The organism is Paenibacillus sp. PL2-23, assembly GCF_040834005.1.
In the GTDB taxonomy this organism is placed as follows: Bacteria; Bacillota; Bacilli; order Paenibacillales; family Paenibacillaceae; genus Pristimantibacillus.
On sequence record NZ_CP162129.1, the window covers coordinates 5,337,264 to 5,355,010 of the forward strand.

Sequence of the window (17,747 nt, forward strand, 5' to 3'; positions counted from 1 at the left end):
TCAAATTTTAACAGGATTGATCTTCCGGAACACAACGCGCTGCGTCGTCCCCTTCAAGCCCTCCCGCTTCACAGACAAGCAGACCGCAGGCTGCAAGCCAATAACCGTAATAGACTCGCTGCAGCTCTCTACCGCATCGACGGCCAGATGAAGCTTAAGCTCTATGCTTCCCTCTTCCGTCTGCGTCGGGTCTGCGATGAACAATTCCAGCAGCTCCTCACTCTCCTTCAACAGAATTGAAGCGCGACTGTCGCAGCTGAGCACGCCAGCCTTCTTCCAACCTCCTTCCCAGAAGTGTACGGCGAACAACCCCTTGCTGGCATCCGACACCGCATGAATGTCGCGGGTTAAGGCTGCCACTTCAAGATCCGGGTTATCGGCGTAGGCGGCAACCTGCCCCGGGCTTCTTCCCGGCAGCAGCAGATAGGCATACGCATCCTCCTTCTCACGGGTATCATGCTCCAGCCAAGCCGTCATATAATGCTGGGTCAATGTCTCATCGGAGCCCTTGGCGCTAATATCGCTCCAGCGTCCCGACCTTTCCTCGCGAAGCAGCTTGAGCGTGGCCGCCCTCGGGAATACATATCCCATGTCCGCTCCCGGGACGTTTCCGGACAGATGCATCCAGCGAGGCCGAAGCGTACGGACGTCTCCGTCACCTATGAGCTCCTCACAGCCTTCCTCTGTCTCCGCCACAATGCGGTTGTTCCCTTCCCGGTTCAGCTTCCGATTGTCTACAATCGTCTCAACCACCGGCACCTGCGAGCCCTCCAGCACGGTACCCACTGCCGCGATGACATCCCCCAGCATGAACCATGACTTCCGGGCGTGGAACTCCCCAGGCTCCAGCAGCTCCATCCCAACAAGGCCATATTGTGCTCCGTCAGCGGCTCCTCCGACAAATTCGCCCGCGATCGACCTGCCTAGCCCGAAGCCCTTGTCACGGGGCATATGGCTTACGGTTGTGCCGGGCAGACGATTCGGGTCCACAGTCGCCCAGAAGCCGTCGCTGAATTGCGTCAGATCGGCATTATACAGATAAGTCATGCCATGCGCCGTATACCAGCCCTTCAGATTCTCGCCGTTAATGGATTCATAGCTGCCTGTTCGGCCCGAGAACATGCTCACCGCAACGGCATACCCCTTACCCCTCGCCACAGCCCGGTCCATACGGGCGTACACGCGACATAACGCAGCCTCCTCCGCAGGCTTCACCTTGTCGTCTCGCAGCACGGCCCTGGCCAGCACCGCGATAGCCAGTGGAGCCTCCGCCACCATATTCCGGCACGTGTTGTCCAACATCCATCGCTTCGCCTTCCCCTTCAGCCATGCCGATCGCTGGGCTGACACCACCTCCGCCAGCTGCAAGGCTGCGCCGATGATCGTCTGGCCGCCAGAGTGGCTGTCAGGAAAGCTTCGGGAAATTTCCCTGCCCCTTACCATATCCATCATAAGGCCGCGGAAGATGAAGGGATCGAAGGCTTGATCCAGCCATTCCACCATCGTGTGGGTATGCTCAGTAGCCATTTCCCAGTGCGTTCCGCGCAGGATGTAAGCGAGCTCCGCCAATTCCTTCAGCAGCGACTTGCCATAACCGCCGGTATACGAGAATTTTTTATGCTGAATAAACGAGCCGTCCGCATAGAAGCCGTCGCCGGAGGCGGCCAGCTCGAATACGGGAGACAGAGCGTCGCGAGCCTCGGCGATTCCTCTTGCGTCCTCAAGCAGCAGCGCACGGAACAAATAAGCGCGGCACTTCCACACCCGATTCGCTCCCGTAGAGGTGTACGGCTCCGCCAGATCCGCAGTCCGCATCAGGTACGGGTTCGGGATAAATCTCGCAATGGGCTCCAGGTATGCGGCCAGCCTCTCCTGCGGGAGACGCTCTCGCATCAGGCAAAGCGTATTGGTCAGAAGCAGAGGAGATCCGATCTCCCAATACCACCAATTGCCGTAGGTCGCCGTTCGTTCGTTGTAACGATGGGCATACATCCACTCCAGCCCTAGCAACACGTTGCGTCCAAGAGCTTCATCCTGGTAGAGCGGCGAGCCCGGCGTCTCATGCGCGAGAGCCATCTCCAGCAGCCTGCTGTAATTCTCGTGCAGATCCGCCGCATTCGGAAGCTTCGGCACATCCTGCCACATCGCATCAAGGCTCCCCGTATCCATGGCTTGCGCGTGGGCGCGCGCGGCTTCAGCTATACGCTCAAGCTTGTCTCTAAAGTCGGGATCGGAAGGCTCAAAGGCGAGCTCCGAGCCTCCTGTCAGTACCGAACGCCATCGTGCCAGCAGCTTATCAAACATGGGCAGTCTCCTGCAGCTTCCCGCCGGGCAGCAGCGATTCGCTGAGCAGCATCAATGGAATGCCGTACGCATACAGCGTCTCGGTATACGGAACCTGGAGATAGCCCTCTCTCCCCTGGCAATCCGTTCCCCCTGAAGCCCTCTGCGGGATGATGTTCTGGGATAGCTGAGCGGATAACGCCTCAGCGGTCTCCCTGCCCCATGCCTCAAAGCGTTCATCCAGCACGCCGAGCCTTGCTCCCTTCAGAGCAGCATACGCGAACAGCTCCGTGGCCGTCGATTCAGAATACGCGTCCTCCACAACGAGCAGCGTGCGAAGCGTGCCGTCCGGCAGACGCAGACCATAGGCTCTCTCCATCAGTCGACGGAACACCTGGGTATATGGGGAGTTATCGACTTGGGACGCCAGCTCGTGCTCCAGCAGCTCCACCAGGCTTGCCGCCGCCCAGCCGTTGCCTCTTCCCCAGAATTCGCCCAGCGGCTTGCCGCTGACGCAATGATACCCGTGGTAGAACAGCTCGGCTTCTTGATCGAATTGGCAGCGAATATGAATGTCGAACTGCTCTCTTGCCGCCCGAAGCAGCTCCTCATTGCCCTTATACGCTCCGTACCGAAGCATGAACAAGCAGGCCATGAACAGCGAGTCGATCCACAGCTGATTCTTGTAATCCTCCAGCCCGCCTTCACTCCATACATGAGCGAAGCCGCCGTTGCTTGTCTTCAGCGCCGTGCGCAGGCACCAATCGACATATTCCTCGCACACCTCTTCATACTGTCGATCCCCTGTTTCCTGCAGCAGCAGCAGGGCAACGTTCGCGGATATAACGGTGTTGACCGAGCCGGACTTGCGGCGCGGCGCGTTCCGGTCGTACCATTCACGAAGAAACCGGAGGTATTGCTCCTGATGAGTAGCTTCATACGCCTTGATGATCCCGAACAGACATACGCCCGAGTTCCATTCCCAATGCTCCATATTCAGCCGCCATACATCCGACTGAATACCTTCGACTCTGTGCAGCAATTGTTCCATTAGCAGCGCCGGATTGTTCCTTGTCATCTGTCCGTACTCCTCTCACGATGTCTTTCTTCCACCTAGTCGAGCAGGTTTAGGCGAATTCGCCTAAACCTGTCTCTCCCGCGTATTGCAAGTGTTACTTCGTCTTCTGATATTGCTCGTTCAATTCCTCGATCACAGCGTTGCCGCCGGCATTGCGCCACTTCTCGACCTCAGCTTGGTAACCGGCCGCGTCAATATGGCCCATCACGTATTTCACCATCATGTCATAACGCATGCTGTCCAGCTGCTGGCCTTGCTTCGTATAGGTGTCAGAATCGAATGGCTGCGCCAAATCGTATACAGCAACCTTCTCATTAGCCTCCTTGAGGTCAGCAACCTTCTGTTGGATCGGCAGCAGACCGCCAGGAGGCGTCAAATTCATGGCTACCTTCACCTGCAGCTGCTTGTAATCCAGCAGCTGCTTCTGCAGCAATTCGTTGTCCGTAATCAGTGCCTTGCCGTCTTCCACCTTATAATGCGTGCCTTCAATGCCATACTCCAGAAGATTCTGCATCTCCTTGTCATTCATCTGATCCATGAACTTCAGCACCTTGTGCAATTCCTCTTCGTTAGGTACGGATTTCTTCGGAATCATGTAGACGCCCAGATAACCGCTGCCCGCTCTAGCCCGTGGACCGAAGCCCGCTTCCAGCGTGCTGAAGGCATCCAGCACCGCTTCCGGCTTCGTCTTGCCGCTGGCTACCCATGCAGCCGGGTTGTTCAGGGAGCTCAGCATGGAGCCGCCTTCACCAGCCAAGAACATCTCGTTTGCTTTGGAGTTGGCCACAACCGCGAAGTCCTGATTGATCAGCTTGTCGTCATACAGCTTCTTCATGAAGTTCAGAGCGGTCATGTATTCTTCTGTTACAAAGTCCGGAGTCAGGTTGCCCGACTCGTCCTCGCCCCAGATGTTCGGAGAGCCGAACCAGTTCGCAATAATGCGGAACATGCTCAGGTAATCCTCTTTCCAATAGATGAGGCCGTATGTGTCGTCCTTGCCATTCTGATCCGGGTCCTTCTCTTTAAACGCTTTCAGCATCTCGTAGAACTCATCCGGTGTTGTCGGCTCTGTCATACCGAGCTGGTCCAGCCAGTCCTTGCGGTATGTCACGCCAACCTGAGCAGGCGCGGAGTGCTTATACACGGCATACACCTTGCCGTCGATGCCCAGGTTACGAAGAATGCCCTCGTTCGCTTGGCTGAGATTCGGGTAATCCTTCAAATAAGGACCAATCTCCCAGAATGCGCCCGCCTTCACAGCATTCAGAATGCTGGAGGACTTCATGCTCTTGACGTACATGAGATCCGGCATTTCGCCGGAAGCCATCATCAGGTTCGTTTTCTCATCATACGTGTCCTGAGGCACCCAAGTAATGTCCAGCTTCGTATTCGTATGCTCCTCGATCGCCTTCTGGAAGGCATTGTCCTTCTCTGGGTTGTCCGGGCTCAAGCTCAGCACCATCAGCTTCATAGCATAAGGCTCGGCTGGTGCATCCTCCTTTGGTGCATTGCCCGCGTTCGCGGATGGTGAAGGGGAGCTTTGCTCCGGAGCGGCATTATTGCCCGCGCACCCAGCGAGAAGGCTGGCAGCCAGAAACATCGTACAAGCTGGAGCAAGCAGACCTTTCCACTTCCGTTTCTTTGTCGACATTGAATAAATCCTCCCTTTTATCTCTTATCTATTATCCAACCGCCGGCATGCCTGCATACAGCATGCCTGGCAGATTGTACCGATGTTGCCTTGCGGAATCAGCCCTTCATAGAGCCTAACATAATGCCTTTGACAAAATATTTTTGCAGGAACGGATAGACCAGCAGGATCGGCAGCGTTGCCGCCACGATAACCGCCATCTTGATGGACGATGACAGATTGGCGACGGCTGATGCGTTGAAGTCATCATTGGTGCCCAGCTGCTCGGATAAGATGACGATCTGGCGAAGCACCACCTGAATCGGACGCATATCCGCATCGTTAATATAAATAATGGCGTTGAAGAACGTGTTCCAGTGTCCCACCGCATAGAACAGGGTGAACGTCGCGATGACCGGCATGGACAATGGAATGACGATTTTCACCAAGATGCCCAGATCGCTTGCACCGTCAATCTTCGCGGATTCCTCCAGACCAGGCGGAAGCTGCTGGAAGAAGTTCTTAATAATAATCATATTGAAGGCGCTGATCGCTCCCGGAAGCAGCAGAGACCAGTACGTATCTATCAAATGAAGCTCCTTCACGACGAGATAGGTCGGAATCATGCCGCCTTGGAACAGCATCGAGAAGATGACGAGCAGCATAATCGTACGCCTGCCGAGCAGCTCCTTCTTCGCCAGACTGTAGGCCATCGTCAGCGTAAAGATCAGATTGACGATCGTCCCCGCTACTGTAATGTACACCGTAACGAGCAAGCTTCGGGGAACCGAGTCCATAGCGAACAGGTATTTATAAGCATCCAGCGTTAAGCCTCTTGGCCACAGAATAAACTCCTTGGCACCGTAATCTTGAGCTGTAGACAGCGACACCGCGATAATGTGTATGAAGGGCAGCACGGTGACCAGGGCAAAGGCGGTAAGGAAAATATAGTTAAAGCTGTCGAACAGCACGCCGCCCAACGTTTTTTTTCTCAGCATCCGTTATTGGCCTCCTCTCTCCATTAATACAGACTTTCTTGACCGGCCCGCTTAGCAGCGTGATTCGCGCCCAATACAAGCGCAAGTCCGATCAACGATTTGAACAACCCTACCGCGGTACTGTAGCTGTATTGCCCTTGCGCGAGACCGACGGTGTAGACATAGGTATCGAATACCTCGCCGACGCTTCGGTTCATCGGGTTCAGCAGCAGGAAGACATGTTCAAAGCCTGTATCAAGGAAGTCGCCAAGTCTGAGAATCAGCAAAATAATAATCGTGCTGCGAATGGCCGGGAACGTAATATGCCACATCTTCTGCCAGCGATTCGCTCCGTCAATGGTCGCCGCCTCGTATTGCTCCGTATCGACGCCGGCAAGCGCGGCAAGGAACAGGATGGTGCCCCAGCCGGTTTCCTTCCACAAAATTTGGCCGATAAACACGGAGCGGAACCAATCAGCGCTGATGAGGAAGTTAATCTTCTCTCCTCCGATGGATGCGATCCACTCGTTAATGACGCCGCCCTCGGTTGTGAACAGTACATAAGTAATCGCTACCACAACGACCCACGACATAAAGTGAGGGATATAAACCATCGTCTGAACAAACCGCTTGAACACCTGCTTGCGAAGCTCGTTCAGCATCAAAGCGATAATGATGGGCGCCGGGAAGAAGAAGACGAGCTTATACAACCCGATCAGCGCGGTATTGCGCAGCAGCACCCAAAAATCGGGGTCGCCGAACAGCCGCTCAAAGTGCGCCCAGCCTACCCACGGGCTGTCCATTACCCCAAGGAATGGATTGTAGTCCTGGAACGCGATGACGATTCCCCACATGGGCAAATACTTAAATAAGAGAAAATACAGCAGTCCGGGGAACAACAGTATATATAACCATCTATCCCTCACGAGCCTGCGGATTTTCTGATAACTCATGAGCTGTCTCTGCATCCTGTTGATCATCTTGGATGAGCCCGCGTTCGTAATGATGTCTTTCATGACGGCGAATTTCGGCCTCCTTCTGGTTCGTTTGATCCCAATGTACCATCAGGTCCGATTACCGTATATAATCATATCCCCGCCTGTCGGAATGCCTTGGAATCAGCGAATTGCGGGGTGTCATTACAGGCAATAATCAAGGTGTAGACTGTTCCGAGCGGTCCATTCAACGAGATGATTGTGGTAAAAAAACCTCCTGAAAACCGGGTCTCAGGAGGCATTGTCCGCATTATGGCGTTCCTTTCTATATTTCCCGGGCGATACGCCCTCCATCTTCTTGAAGTACCGGATAAAGTTCTGCGAGTTATTGTACCGCAATCGCTCCGCGATCTCCGTAATGGTCATATCGGAGCCCTCCAGCCATTCCTTCGCCACCTTCAGGCGATGCTGCGCCAGGTATTCGCTGAAGCTGATGCCAGCCTCCTTCCGCAGGATGCGCCAAATGTAGCTGGGGTGGTAATGAAGACGGGCTGCGCAATCCTCCAGCGTCAGATCCGTGTCGTACTCCTCATGTATGATCCGTATGATCTCGTCGGAGATGGATTTGTACTTCTCGCCTCTTCGCTCATCCAGTAGCCGGATCGCCGGAGCGATAACCGTGTCGCGGAACCACTCCCCAATCTCTCGCTTGCTGGTCAGCTCGAACAGCTGATCAATAATGGACTTGCCCTCCAGCTCCTTCCAGCGAAACGGCTCTCCGGAATCGTCTACAATACGCATAATCCCCGTCAGCAGCCGGACCATGGAGAGCTGATACTCGTCCAGCCTCATCTCGCTTCTGAACACATCCTCCAGCCATTCCTCCAGCAGTATATCGGCTTGTTCCTTATCCGTCTCCTTGACGGCATCCAGCAGCCGATTCTCGAGCTGCTCCGGATACGAGGCTTTGCCGCCGCCTGATTCCATATCCTTAATGAAGAGAATCGACTCATGTCCCAGCTTCATGCGGTACTTGAGCGCCTCCACGCTCTCCCTGTAAGCCTGGGGCAGCTGGTCGTAGGAGGCGCATACCTTGCTAATGCCAATGCTGACCTTCAGCTTCAAATAATGCTTGATCGCCTTCTGAATGCTCTCCGCCTGCGCGTACAGCTCCTTCACGAACAACGCCTCGGAGTCATGGCAGCCTCCCCGTATCACAATAACGCCATGCCCCGTCACCATACAGGCATGCAGAGCGTTCTCCGGGGCCAGCTCATTCACGATATTTTTCATCGCGAACAGCATCAAGTCCCTGTCCTTCTCCTCGTATACGGTACCCTCCAGCGTATCAATCTGTATCGCCAGCACACATTTCTGCGTCCAGCCTTCCGTATAGCCGAACAAGCGCAGGCGCTCCTCGATTTCTCTCCGGGGAATTTCACCGCGCAGCAGCTTCAGCACAAAAAAGTCGTTGAGCTGCTCCACCTGCCGGTCAAGCTGCTCCGTCAGCTGGCTTCGATTCATGTCCAGGCTGTGAATCCGCTCGCTAATAATGCGGAATTCATCCCCTCCCTTGGCGGGAGCCTCCGTCGCGCCCGTCATTCTTGCGGACAAATCATACAGGCTGCGAATGGGCCGGTACATCCGGAACGAACCCAGGAAGGAGATCAAGGTGGTAAGCAGCAGAGTGACGATACATATAATGAGCGTTAACCATCCAATGGCGCGCGCGTCGCTCGTAATCTCGTCGATGGATACAATGGACAAATAAGACCAGCCATTATAGCTGGAGCGAATATAGCTGATGCCGGATTTCTCTTGTCCCACATCAGCCTCTGTATAGCCCGCAGCGTAGCCTTGGCCTTGAATAGCCTTCATGAACGGGTATGCCGCCGCATCCTCCCCTGTCCGGAGGTCTGTATCGGAGACCAGCACCCTGTACTGCTCATCCAGCACAACCACACTGCCGGAGCTCTGGTTCTTATAGATCTGCCGGCTAATATCCCTTGTAGAGGTGCGAACAACCAGCAGACCGGATGGCGAGCTGTCATTGAGCGGCACCTTAATGACCAGATTAATATGTCCAGGCGAGCCGCCTGCGAACGGCGCTCCCGCCTCGCTGATCCAGAGCAGCTGCTCCGGAAGCTGGGTATAATAAGCCAGCTCTTCCTGGCCGATCTGCGCCTCCATCCGTCCAAGGCCGTCATCGCTGACTGCCCAGCCCTGCCGGCTGCTGATCAGAATGGGATCGAAGGATTCCAGCTGCACCCCGGACAAGGTCGACAATTCCTTCATCAGATCCCCAACGATCTGGAAATCATCCGGAGTCAGACCTACATCAATATTGGCGTTCACCAGCGGAGAGTTGGCGAACCGCACAGCCGTATGCTCAACGGTCTTCAGCGCTTGCTCCACCGTCAACTGCGTCTGCTTCAGGCGCATCATATTCCCGTCATTCACCTTGTCTTGAATATCGGAGGCGGACTTGGAATAAGAGAAGACGCCAAGTATGGCGACCGGCAGCATGCTGAGCAGCAGCGTAAAAGCGATCAGCCGCTGCAAATAACCATTAAACCTCATCTAAACACATCCTTATTGATCACCATTATGAAAGCGCTTGCGATCCTGCAGGGGTTACCGTATCCCTTGCGCGTGACGCGAATACCATGCCCACCTTAGCATGAACACCTATAACGATCAATAATCATTACCTTGCATATACGCCCCAGGCACCAAGAGAAAAAGCCTTCAGACCCGTTCTGCTGGCGGATCTGAAGGCTTTCACTTGCTTGAAGCTCTCGTTGCTAGGTGCACCGCCAATTATTCGTAATTCTGCTCACGCGGGCTCAGGGAGCTGAGCGTGTTGATTCTGGCGCCAGGCGGCTTCGGCACCGGTCCCTTCAGCAGCGGATCGTCTGTCGACTCCATCCAGCTCGCCAGACGGTCCCGCAAGGAGCCATAAACCTCCATATAGGCTGGATTGCCCACCAGATTGACTCTCTCCACAGGGTCCAGATACAGGTCGAACAGCATTTCGTTGACATGCTTCTCCGCCAGCAGGCCATGCTCCACCATAAAGGTTTTGGCCAAGCCATCATCCACATTCGCCGCTACATATTGGCCATGCTCGTCATAGAAGCGAATGTACTTGTATCGCTGCGTGCGAATGCAGCGCATAGGCTCATAAGCGGCATGGTAGGTGACCTCAGCGAATAGCTCCTCTCTGACCTCCTCCTCGGCGCCCGTAAGCACCGGCAGGAGAGATTCGCCCTGAAGCCAATCCGGCTTATCCAGCTCCAGCAGCTCGCACAGCGTCGGGAATACATCCAGATGAGACACAAGCGCATCTACAGCCCCTCTGCGAGGAAACGCTGTAGGATGCTTCATAATCAAGGATACGCCGATGCCGCCATCATACAGCTGACTCTTCATATGCGGGAACGCAAGTCCATGATCCGTCGTGTACAGAATGAGCGTATTGTCCATCAGACCTGCCTGCTCCAAGGCGTTCATGACAACGCCGATACAGTCATCCATAATGCGGGCGGAGGTCATGTACCTGACCATGTCGTCGCGATTAATGGGATGATCATAGAACAGAGCCGGAGGCATAACAAAATCCGGGTTCAGATCGGGAGCCGGCTCGGGAAAGTCCCGGTGCGTGTTAATCATGCCGAACGACAGGAAGAACGGCTGCTTCGCCGGAAGCTCCTTGATATACTCTGCGGCAAGAGCCGCATTGCGTTTATCGTTGGATTCCGTCGACAATATATCCGTATAGCCAAGACTGCCGACATCCACCGTTTCATGCTGAATGCCGCACAGCACTGTTCTGTAGCCATTATCTTGCAAAAATGATGCCAGATGCTGCTTAGGATCATTCAGCTCGAAGCCTCGGTGTGTCAAGCCCAGCATGCCGCAAGAATGGGGAGTCATCCCCGTCAGCAGGGCAGACCGACTTGGTGAACAAGTCGGAGCTGCGCTGTACGCGTGACGGAAGATGACGCCTTCCTCTGCCAGCTTCATTAAGTTGGGCGTTGGAACGTTATAGCCATAGGGCTGAATATATCTTCCAGTATCGTGAGAATGCAAGTATACAATATTCATTATGCCTTCATCCTTTAGTACTACTGATTTTGCTTGTAAGCAGCCGTGTATTCTTCAATGATGTTTTGGCCGCCGTTTTTCATCCAGTCCTGTACAGCCTTCTCCCAGCCTGCTTCGTCAATCTCGCCCAGGATGAATTTGATTCTGGCATCCTCGATGATCTTAATGATTTGCGCGCCCTTCTCCGTATTCGTAGGAGAATTCAGCGTCAGAGCAGGGTTGGCAAGCGCGAATTGCTCGTTTTCCTTATTCATCTCCACACCCAGCATTTGGAGCGGCTCCAGAACGCCTGGCGTCGAGTTTTTCACGATATCGCCAACGGCAAGCTGGTTGTACGGGGAGAGAAGCTTATTGTAGGCTTCGCCTTCTACATGCTTCGCTTTACCGTCAGTAACGGTATAGGTTTGACCCTCGATACCCCAGTTGAACAGATCGGACATTTCCTTATCCATCAGCTTGTCGAAGAACGACAGCACTTTCTTCAGATCCTCTTCCGTCTTCACAGCGGACTTCGAGATCAGGAAGAAGCCGTTGCTTCCGCGTTCCGAGTAGATCATCTTGCCGCGAGGGCCTTCCAGCAGGGATACCATGTCAATCTCAGCATTAGGATCTGTCTTCTGAGCGCCGCGTTGACGGATCAGACCGTTCTGAGTAACCTGGCGCATAGCTCCCGCTTCGCCTGCATCCCACATATTGAACCACAGATCGCGAGATGTGATAGGGAAGTCCTGGTTAATAATTTTCTCATCGAACAGCTTGCGGTAGAATTGCAGCGCTTCCAGATAAGCATCTGTTGCGAAGGAAGGCACTAGCTGTCCGTTTTCCTCGCCCCACTGATTCGGCGCTCCGAAGTAAGCAGCGATGATATCCATGTTGAACAGCGTATTGTATTCAATCAGACCGTAGGTATCATTTTTGCCATTGCCGTCTGGATCCTTTGTAGCGAATGCATGCAGCATGTTGTAGAACTCATCCACTGTTGTTGGCTCTGGCAGGCCAAGCTTCTCCAGCCAGTCTTTACGGTAGACCATCGTATTACGCGCCAGATCGCGAACGGATGGGATGCCATAAATTTTGCCATCGACTTTTATATTGTCATAGACAAGAGGGTTAATGGCGGAAAGGTTAGGATAGTCCTGCAGGTATGGGCCAATTTCCCAGAAGATGCCTGTTTGAATCGCATTGACGACAGGTGTTTCATAGAACGTTTTGATCGCTGATGGGAAGTTGCCTGAAGCCACCGTAACATTGAACTTCTCCGCGCTAGTGGAGGAAGGAACGGACAGCACATCCAGCTCTGTGTTGGTGTATTCTTCGATGAGCTTGACTACCTCAGAATCATTTTTTGGAGGCTCACTGTCATAATGGAACAGCACGCTGAGCTCGAACGGCTCCTCGGCCTTCTCTCCTCCTGTTCCCGTTGTCTGCGATGGATTCGCAGATTCACTAGGCTTCGCACCATTGTTGCTGCAGCCCACCATTCCCAGCACTAACGAACTAGCTAATAAAGCGATTACCCAACCTCTTCTTTTCATAACCATAACCTCCCTATTTATATATCAGCCTTTGACAGAGCCCAAGAGCACGCCTTTGGCAAAGTGCTTCTGAAGAAACGGATACACAAGCATGATAGGCACTGTTGCGAACACGATAACCGCCATCTTGATCGACTGCGGAGGCAATATGACCTCATCAGCCAAGGAGGAGTTATCCCCGATAGAGCTCTGCGACAGAATAACGATTTGTCTCAGAACAACCTGTATCGGCCACTTGGTGTTGTCATTGATATACATAATCGCCTGGAAGTACATATTCCAGTGGCTGACGGCGTAAAACAAGGCAAAGGTAGCCATAGCCGGCAGCGACAGCGGCAATACGATCCGAAGCAGGATGACCATATCGTTGGCGCCGTCGATCTTGGCGGATTCCTCCAGGCCATCAGGTATCTGCTGGAAGAAGTTCTTCAGAATGATCAGGTAAAATGCGCTTATGGAGGTCGGAATAATGACCGACCACATGCTGTCAAGCAGCCCTGTCCATTTGACGATGAGGAACGTAGGAATCAAACCGCCGCTGAACAGGATCGTGAAGACAACAAACATAATAATTGTTTTTCTGCCCTTCAGGTAGCCCTTGGACAGTGGATAAGCCATCAGACTGGTCATGATCAGGTTGACGAGTGTTCCGCCAAGCGTAATCAGGATGGAATTATATAAGCTTCTCATCAGCGTATCCGTGGAGAAGATATACTTGTACGCTTCCAGGGACCAGCCCTTCGGGAATAGAATTAATCCGCCCTGTGCGATCGTCTTCTCATCGGAGAAGGACATCGCCGTAATGTAGATAAACGGGAAGATCATAACGACTGCAATCAAGCTCAGAATCACAATGTTGAAAACGTCAAAGCTTTTTTCGCCGAAGGTTTTCGACATGTCTAGAACACCCCCTCTTCGCCCGCTTTCTTAGCCAGATAATTTGCTACCAGTACAAGGATCAAGCCAACCAGCGATTTGAACAGCCCTACCGCCGCACTGTAGCTGAAATTACCTTGGAGCAGCCCCACCGTGTAGACATAGGTGTCGAACACCTCGCCGACCTCACGATTGAGCGCATTGATGAGCAGCAGGATATGCTCTACGCCTTGCTCCATAATATCTCCAAGTCTCAGGATGAACAGGATGACAATCGTGCTGCGCAGCGCGGGCAACGTAATATGCCATAGCTGCCTCCACCTGTTGGCGCCGTCAATCTTCGCTGCCTCATAGAGCTGCGGATCAACGCCGGCCAGCGCGGCAAGGAAAATGATTGTACCCCAGCCCGCTTCCTTCCAGACGACCTGCGATACCTGCAGCGTCCTGAACCAGTCCTCGCTCATCAGAAAGTTGACTTTTTCTTGTCCGAGCGCCGCGAGCGATTCATTAATGAACCCGCCCTCCGGTGTCAAGAAGAGATAGCTGATCCCTGCGATAACGACCCAGGAGACGAAATGCGGGATGTAAATAACGGTCTGCACGAACCGTTTGAACAGCTGCTGTCTCAGTTCATTCAGCATGAGCGCTAGAATGATGGGAATCGGGAAGAAGAAAGTCAGCTGATAGACGGATAACAGCAGTGTGTTGCGGAACAGTCTCCAGAAGGTTGGTTCTGAAAACAAGCGATCAAAGTGCTTCCACCCTACCCAGGCGCTATCCATCAGCCCTAGTGAGGGCGAATAATTCTGAAACGCGATGATAACTCCCCACATGGGTAAATACTTATAGACGATAAAGAATAAAATGCCGGGCAATAACATGAGGTATAACCAACGATCTCTGATGAATGGTTTATACCATCGATAGCTGGTTCCTGTATGTTCCATGCGGCCACCTCCTCTTCCTGTTGTACATTCACCTTAAAGCCATTCCAGCCGGAAGTCTATATGCAGCACCCTCACACATGCAGACGCATCCCATGCACATTATTGGCGCTATATATAGTAGAAACACGTGGAGAAAGCCGGGGTGTGCAGCAGATGCACACCCCGGATGTCACACCTTGCATATCGTTTGGGCAGGGTATGACCTCTGATGACATCGCATGGCATACAAAAAGCATGTCCCCCATACTGAGAAGACATGCTTGTATCGGCTATTGCTTCATCTCTCGGTAGCTGGAAGGCGTCATGCCCTCCATTTTGCGGAAGTAGCGAATAAACGCGGTCGTGCTCTGATAATGCAGTTTCTCCGCCACCTCCTGCACCTTCAAGTCGCTGGTCGTCAGCAGATGCTTGGCCATCTCCAGCTTCGTGATCGCCATGTAGTCGCTGAAGCTCATGCCGGCTTCCTTCTTGAATACTCGGCTTAAGTAGTTGGCGTTGAAGTTCATCCTGTCGGCAATAGCCTCAAGAGTTAGATTCTCCTCGAACCTCGTCTGCACCAAATGCTTGATCTGCGCGGCAATCTGGCTCTGGTGTGTCTGCTCCCGAGCGAGCAGAAGGTCGAACAGCTGCTCCATGCCGACATGGGTGAACCAGTGGCCCAGCTCCTCGAAGCTTGTCGTACGGAATAAGGCCTGGATATATTCCGCGTCCAGGAGCATCTTCTTCAGCGTCTGCTCATCCCATTGCAGCAAGCCGATCAGCTTGACCAGCAGCTGGTAGAAGAGCACCTGCGCCTCCATCTGTGTGAACTGTCTCTTCTCCACTTCCTGCAGAATTCTCTCCACAATGTCGTAGGCCGATTCCCGATCTCCGCTCTGCACAGCCTCCAAGAGCTCCTGCTCGCGTCGAACAGGATACGACATCTCCAGCAGCCTGCCGGGGTCCGCCTCCTCGGAATTCATGACGCCGCGGCAGCCGGTACGCTGACAGAAGCGCAGTGCTGTAGCGGATTCCGCAAAGGCGATAGACAGCTGATCCAGCTCGTTATGGATCCGGCTTAAGCCGATCTGAATATCGAGCCCCAGGAACGCTCGGATCTTCTCCTCCATCTCCTCGCATGCCATCATCAGGCCGCCTTCATTCTGCGCGCCCTTCCCTTGCAGGGGATTGACGTATATAGCCGTGCAGCTCTCATTCATAATAATGGGCTTGAACGGCTGGGCTGGCGTCAGAATCTCCTCCATCATATTTTTGACGGCGTACAGGATCAGACCCATATCCCTCTCCTCGAACCGGGTTTGATCCAGCGTATGAATACGCAGGGTAAGAACGCTGAATTGCTCCCAATTGCGGGGAATATCGAAGGTGTCGATATGCTCGTTGATCTCTTTGTTCGACAATTGACCGAGCAGAAGCTTCATGACAAACAGCTCATTCAGGTACGGGTATTGCTTCTGCAATTGCTTCTGCAGCTCCATCCGATTGCCGAGAAGTCCCTGTATGCCTGTATGAATATACTGAAGCTCGTCCGCGGCAGCGGATGTGCCCGGCGCATGGCTGGTGCCGGCGACCATATCCTTCAGCCGTCGAATAGGGGAGTAGAACATCCTGGACCCTTGCCACGCCAGACTAAGCGTAATAGACACGATGACGAGACACATAATCAGCGTCACCCAGCCAATGGACTGCGACTCCTTCCGAATATCGGACAACTGGACCAAGGATACATATTTCCAGTCGTTGAAGGCGGAGTCCGCGATGGTAGCCAGCATGGGCTCGCCTGCCAGCTCCAGTCGAATATCCTGCTGCTTGGCAAATTTGACCTTCGACTGCAGCTCGAATTCATCCTGCGGGTCTCTGGAGCTTAAGGTTTCCGAATTGCGAAAGATTAATTCCATATTTTCATTGTATATGACCGTATCCCCGAAGCTTTCGCTTCTGACTATGCCGTCAAACAAGCGGGGGGAGAACCGCATAACGAACGCCGCGCTGGGCGGCAGCTTCTCCGACAGGAAGGGCAAGGGCTTAATTAAGGTGACTACACCCTCCTCAATGCCCGTCTCCCATTGCGAGGTCCGCTCCTTGGATAAGGCGGCGGTCCATTCCGCCAGCTTCTCCTCGCTGTCCAGCCGCTCCATCCCCTTGTAGCTGATGACCCAACCCTTCTCCAGGTTGACATAGTGAACACTCTGGACGAAATCGAATACTTGAAAGCCCTGCATGGCCTTCACCAGATTCGTAACCGTCTGGAAATCTCCTCGATCTATATCCATGCGCAGCGCCGCTACCGCCAGCGTTGAGGTCGTAAATTGGGTAGCCATCACATGTGCCGTTTCCAGTCTATGCTCGAGACTGTTTTTGGTCGTATTCAGTATTTGTCGGTTCGCTTCATCCACTTTCTGCTGGACGACAGTCGAAGCGCGGTCATAAGAGAACACACCCATTGCGATTACCGGTAAAGCGCCCAAGAGTAAACTGTATATAAACAATTTTTTCAAGTAGCTGTACTTCATCACACGTTGTCCCCCCAGGATATATTATGTTGTAGTCTACCTATTATAGTGCACTACCCTGCGGAGGCAATAAACCTCATATGACCTAAAAATCAGTCGCTTACTGCATACTTATAGGGTCTAATCTGCTGTTATCCACGCGGCTGCGCCAGATGAAAGCCCGCTTCAAACAGCCATTTCGCAATAAAGCCAGCCTGCTGACGCTGTACTTCCTCCGTGAAATGGGCATGATCCCGATAAGCTTCAGCGCCGAAGGCCTGCGTGAATGTGTACAGATCAATGACAGGCACCTCATGCCGAGCCATCAAGTCCGCCGCTATGGCATTGTAGGCGAGCACATCGCTATGAAAGCGATGGAAGGCTTCGCTTTGGGCATTATGAATCTCGTCAATCACATCCGTGGTAGTGATCCAGATCAGATGATTGGACATGCTGCGCGCCGTCTCCACAATCTGCTCCAGGTTGTCTTTATATTGCTGGGCGGACACCTGCTTCTCTCCGGTTGTTACGCTGGTCTTGATATCATGCAGGCCGCAGTTCACCAACAGAATATCATACCGCACACCCTGCTCACGCTCGCTCGACAAATATTCCAGCACTCTGGCGCTGTCTCCGCCATTGGCTCCCACGGGCTTGTCCAGATTGACCAAGGCCTGCGCCTCTCCCCGCTTCCGATCGTAATGAAACTCCTGCTCCACCTCGGCCTTCAAGAACGGTCCGTACTGTATCGAGATGCTGTCACCCACAACAAACAACTTTCTCACTTCATGTCCTCTCCTCTCATCCTTCATAGCCACTCAACCATGAAGCGCTGCACGATGCTATTCCCTACCATTGTACCGTAACTTCCCATCCGTTCCTATACA

12 protein-coding genes are annotated in these 17,747 nt (G+C 53.4%); all 12 read right to left on the reverse strand.

Annotated features, from left to right (window positions below):
- On the reverse strand, nt 1-2,304 hold the full coding sequence (locus AB1S56_RS23620; RefSeq protein ID WP_340870865.1) for a polysaccharide lyase family 8 super-sandwich domain-containing protein: 2,304 nt from the start codon (nt 2,302-2,304) through the stop codon (nt 1-3).
- The gene (locus AB1S56_RS23625; protein ID WP_340870864.1) at nt 2,297-3,361 is read right to left on the reverse strand and encodes a glycoside hydrolase family 88 protein; all 1,065 of its coding nucleotides are present in this window, start codon (nt 3,359-3,361) and stop codon (nt 2,297-2,299) included. Before AB1S56_RS23625 ends, AB1S56_RS23620 begins: the two co-directional genes overlap by 8 nt.
- A 94-nt stretch (nt 3,362-3,455) precedes the next feature.
- Nucleotides 3,456-5,012 carry an extracellular solute-binding protein gene (locus AB1S56_RS23630; protein WP_340870863.1) on the reverse strand — a complete coding sequence of 519 codons (1,557 nt, stop codon included), beginning with the start codon at nt 5,010-5,012 and terminating at the stop codon, nt 3,456-3,458.
- Nucleotides 5,013-5,110: 98 nt separating this feature from the next.
- Nucleotides 5,111-5,989, reverse strand: a complete 879-nt coding sequence (locus AB1S56_RS23635; RefSeq protein ID WP_340870862.1) for a carbohydrate ABC transporter permease — start codon at nt 5,987-5,989, stop codon at nt 5,111-5,113.
- 23 nt (nt 5,990-6,012) lie between these two features.
- A complete protein-coding gene (locus AB1S56_RS23640) occupies nt 6,013-6,948 on the reverse strand; it encodes an ABC transporter permease subunit (RefSeq protein WP_340870896.1) in 936 nt (311 codons plus the stop codon).
- A 246-nt stretch (nt 6,949-7,194) separates the two neighbouring features.
- A complete protein-coding gene (locus AB1S56_RS23645) occupies nt 7,195-9,483 on the reverse strand; it encodes a helix-turn-helix domain-containing protein (protein ID WP_340870861.1) in 2,289 nt (762 codons plus the stop codon).
- Between the two features lie 240 nt (nt 9,484-9,723).
- The gene (locus AB1S56_RS23650; protein WP_340870859.1) at nt 9,724-11,010 is read right to left on the reverse strand and encodes a sulfatase; all 1,287 of its coding nucleotides are present in this window, start codon (nt 11,008-11,010) and stop codon (nt 9,724-9,726) included.
- Between the two features lie 20 nt (nt 11,011-11,030).
- Nucleotides 11,031-12,545 (reverse strand): extracellular solute-binding protein, encoded by a 1,515-nt coding sequence (locus AB1S56_RS23655; RefSeq protein WP_340870858.1) that lies wholly within the window; start codon nt 12,543-12,545, stop codon nt 11,031-11,033.
- A 24-nt stretch (nt 12,546-12,569) separates the two neighbouring features.
- Nucleotides 12,570-13,442 (reverse strand): carbohydrate ABC transporter permease, encoded by an 873-nt coding sequence (locus AB1S56_RS23660; protein ID WP_340870857.1) that lies wholly within the window; start codon nt 13,440-13,442, stop codon nt 12,570-12,572.
- A gap of 2 nt (nt 13,443-13,444) precedes the next feature.
- Nucleotides 13,445-14,368 (reverse strand): sugar ABC transporter permease, encoded by a 924-nt coding sequence (locus AB1S56_RS23665; RefSeq protein WP_340870856.1) that lies wholly within the window; start codon nt 14,366-14,368, stop codon nt 13,445-13,447.
- A gap of 269 nt (nt 14,369-14,637) precedes the next feature.
- A complete protein-coding gene (locus AB1S56_RS23670; protein ID WP_340870895.1) occupies nt 14,638-16,881 on the reverse strand; it encodes an AraC family transcriptional regulator in 2,244 nt (747 codons plus the stop codon).
- Nucleotides 16,882-17,012: 131 nt separating this feature from the next.
- Entirely contained in the window at nt 17,013-17,645 is a 633-nt protein-coding gene (locus AB1S56_RS23675; protein ID WP_340870855.1) for an SGNH/GDSL hydrolase family protein, read from the reverse strand.
- Between the last annotated feature and the right edge of the window lie 102 nt (nt 17,646-17,747).

Excerpts from the sequence above, each read along its gene's own strand:
- AB1S56_RS23635 (WP_340870862.1), bottom strand. The coding sequence starts at position 5,989 with ATGCTGAGAAAAAAAACGTTGGGCGGCGTGCTGTTCGACAGCTTTAAC.
- AB1S56_RS23645 (WP_340870861.1), bottom strand. The coding sequence starts at position 9,483 with ATGAGGTTTAATGGTTATTTGCAGCGGCTGATCGCTTTTACGCTGCTG.
- AB1S56_RS23665 (WP_340870856.1), bottom strand. The coding sequence starts at position 14,368 with ATGGAACATACAGGAACCAGCTATCGATGGTATAAACCATTCATCAGA.
- AB1S56_RS23650 (WP_340870859.1), bottom strand. The coding sequence starts at position 11,010 with ATGAATATTGTATACTTGCATTCTCACGATACTGGAAGATATATTCAG.
- AB1S56_RS23620 (WP_340870865.1), bottom strand. The coding sequence starts at position 2,304 with ATGTTTGATAAGCTGCTGGCACGATGGCGTTCGGTACTGACAGGAGGC.
- AB1S56_RS23655 (WP_340870858.1), bottom strand. The coding sequence starts at position 12,545 with ATGAAAAGAAGAGGTTGGGTAATCGCTTTATTAGCTAGTTCGTTAGTG.
- AB1S56_RS23630 (WP_340870863.1), bottom strand. The coding sequence starts at position 5,012 with ATGTCGACAAAGAAACGGAAGTGGAAAGGTCTGCTTGCTCCAGCTTGT.
- AB1S56_RS23660 (WP_340870857.1), bottom strand. The coding sequence starts at position 13,442 with ATGTCGAAAACCTTCGGCGAAAAAAGCTTTGACGTTTTCAACATTGTG.
- AB1S56_RS23670 (WP_340870895.1), bottom strand. The coding sequence starts at position 16,881 with ATGAAGTACAGCTACTTGAAAAAATTGTTTATATACAGTTTACTCTTG.
- AB1S56_RS23625 (WP_340870864.1), bottom strand. The coding sequence starts at position 3,361 with ATGACAAGGAACAATCCGGCGCTGCTAATGGAACAATTGCTGCACAGA.
- AB1S56_RS23640 (WP_340870896.1), bottom strand. The coding sequence starts at position 6,948 with ATGATCAACAGGATGCAGAGACAGCTCATGAGTTATCAGAAAATCCGC.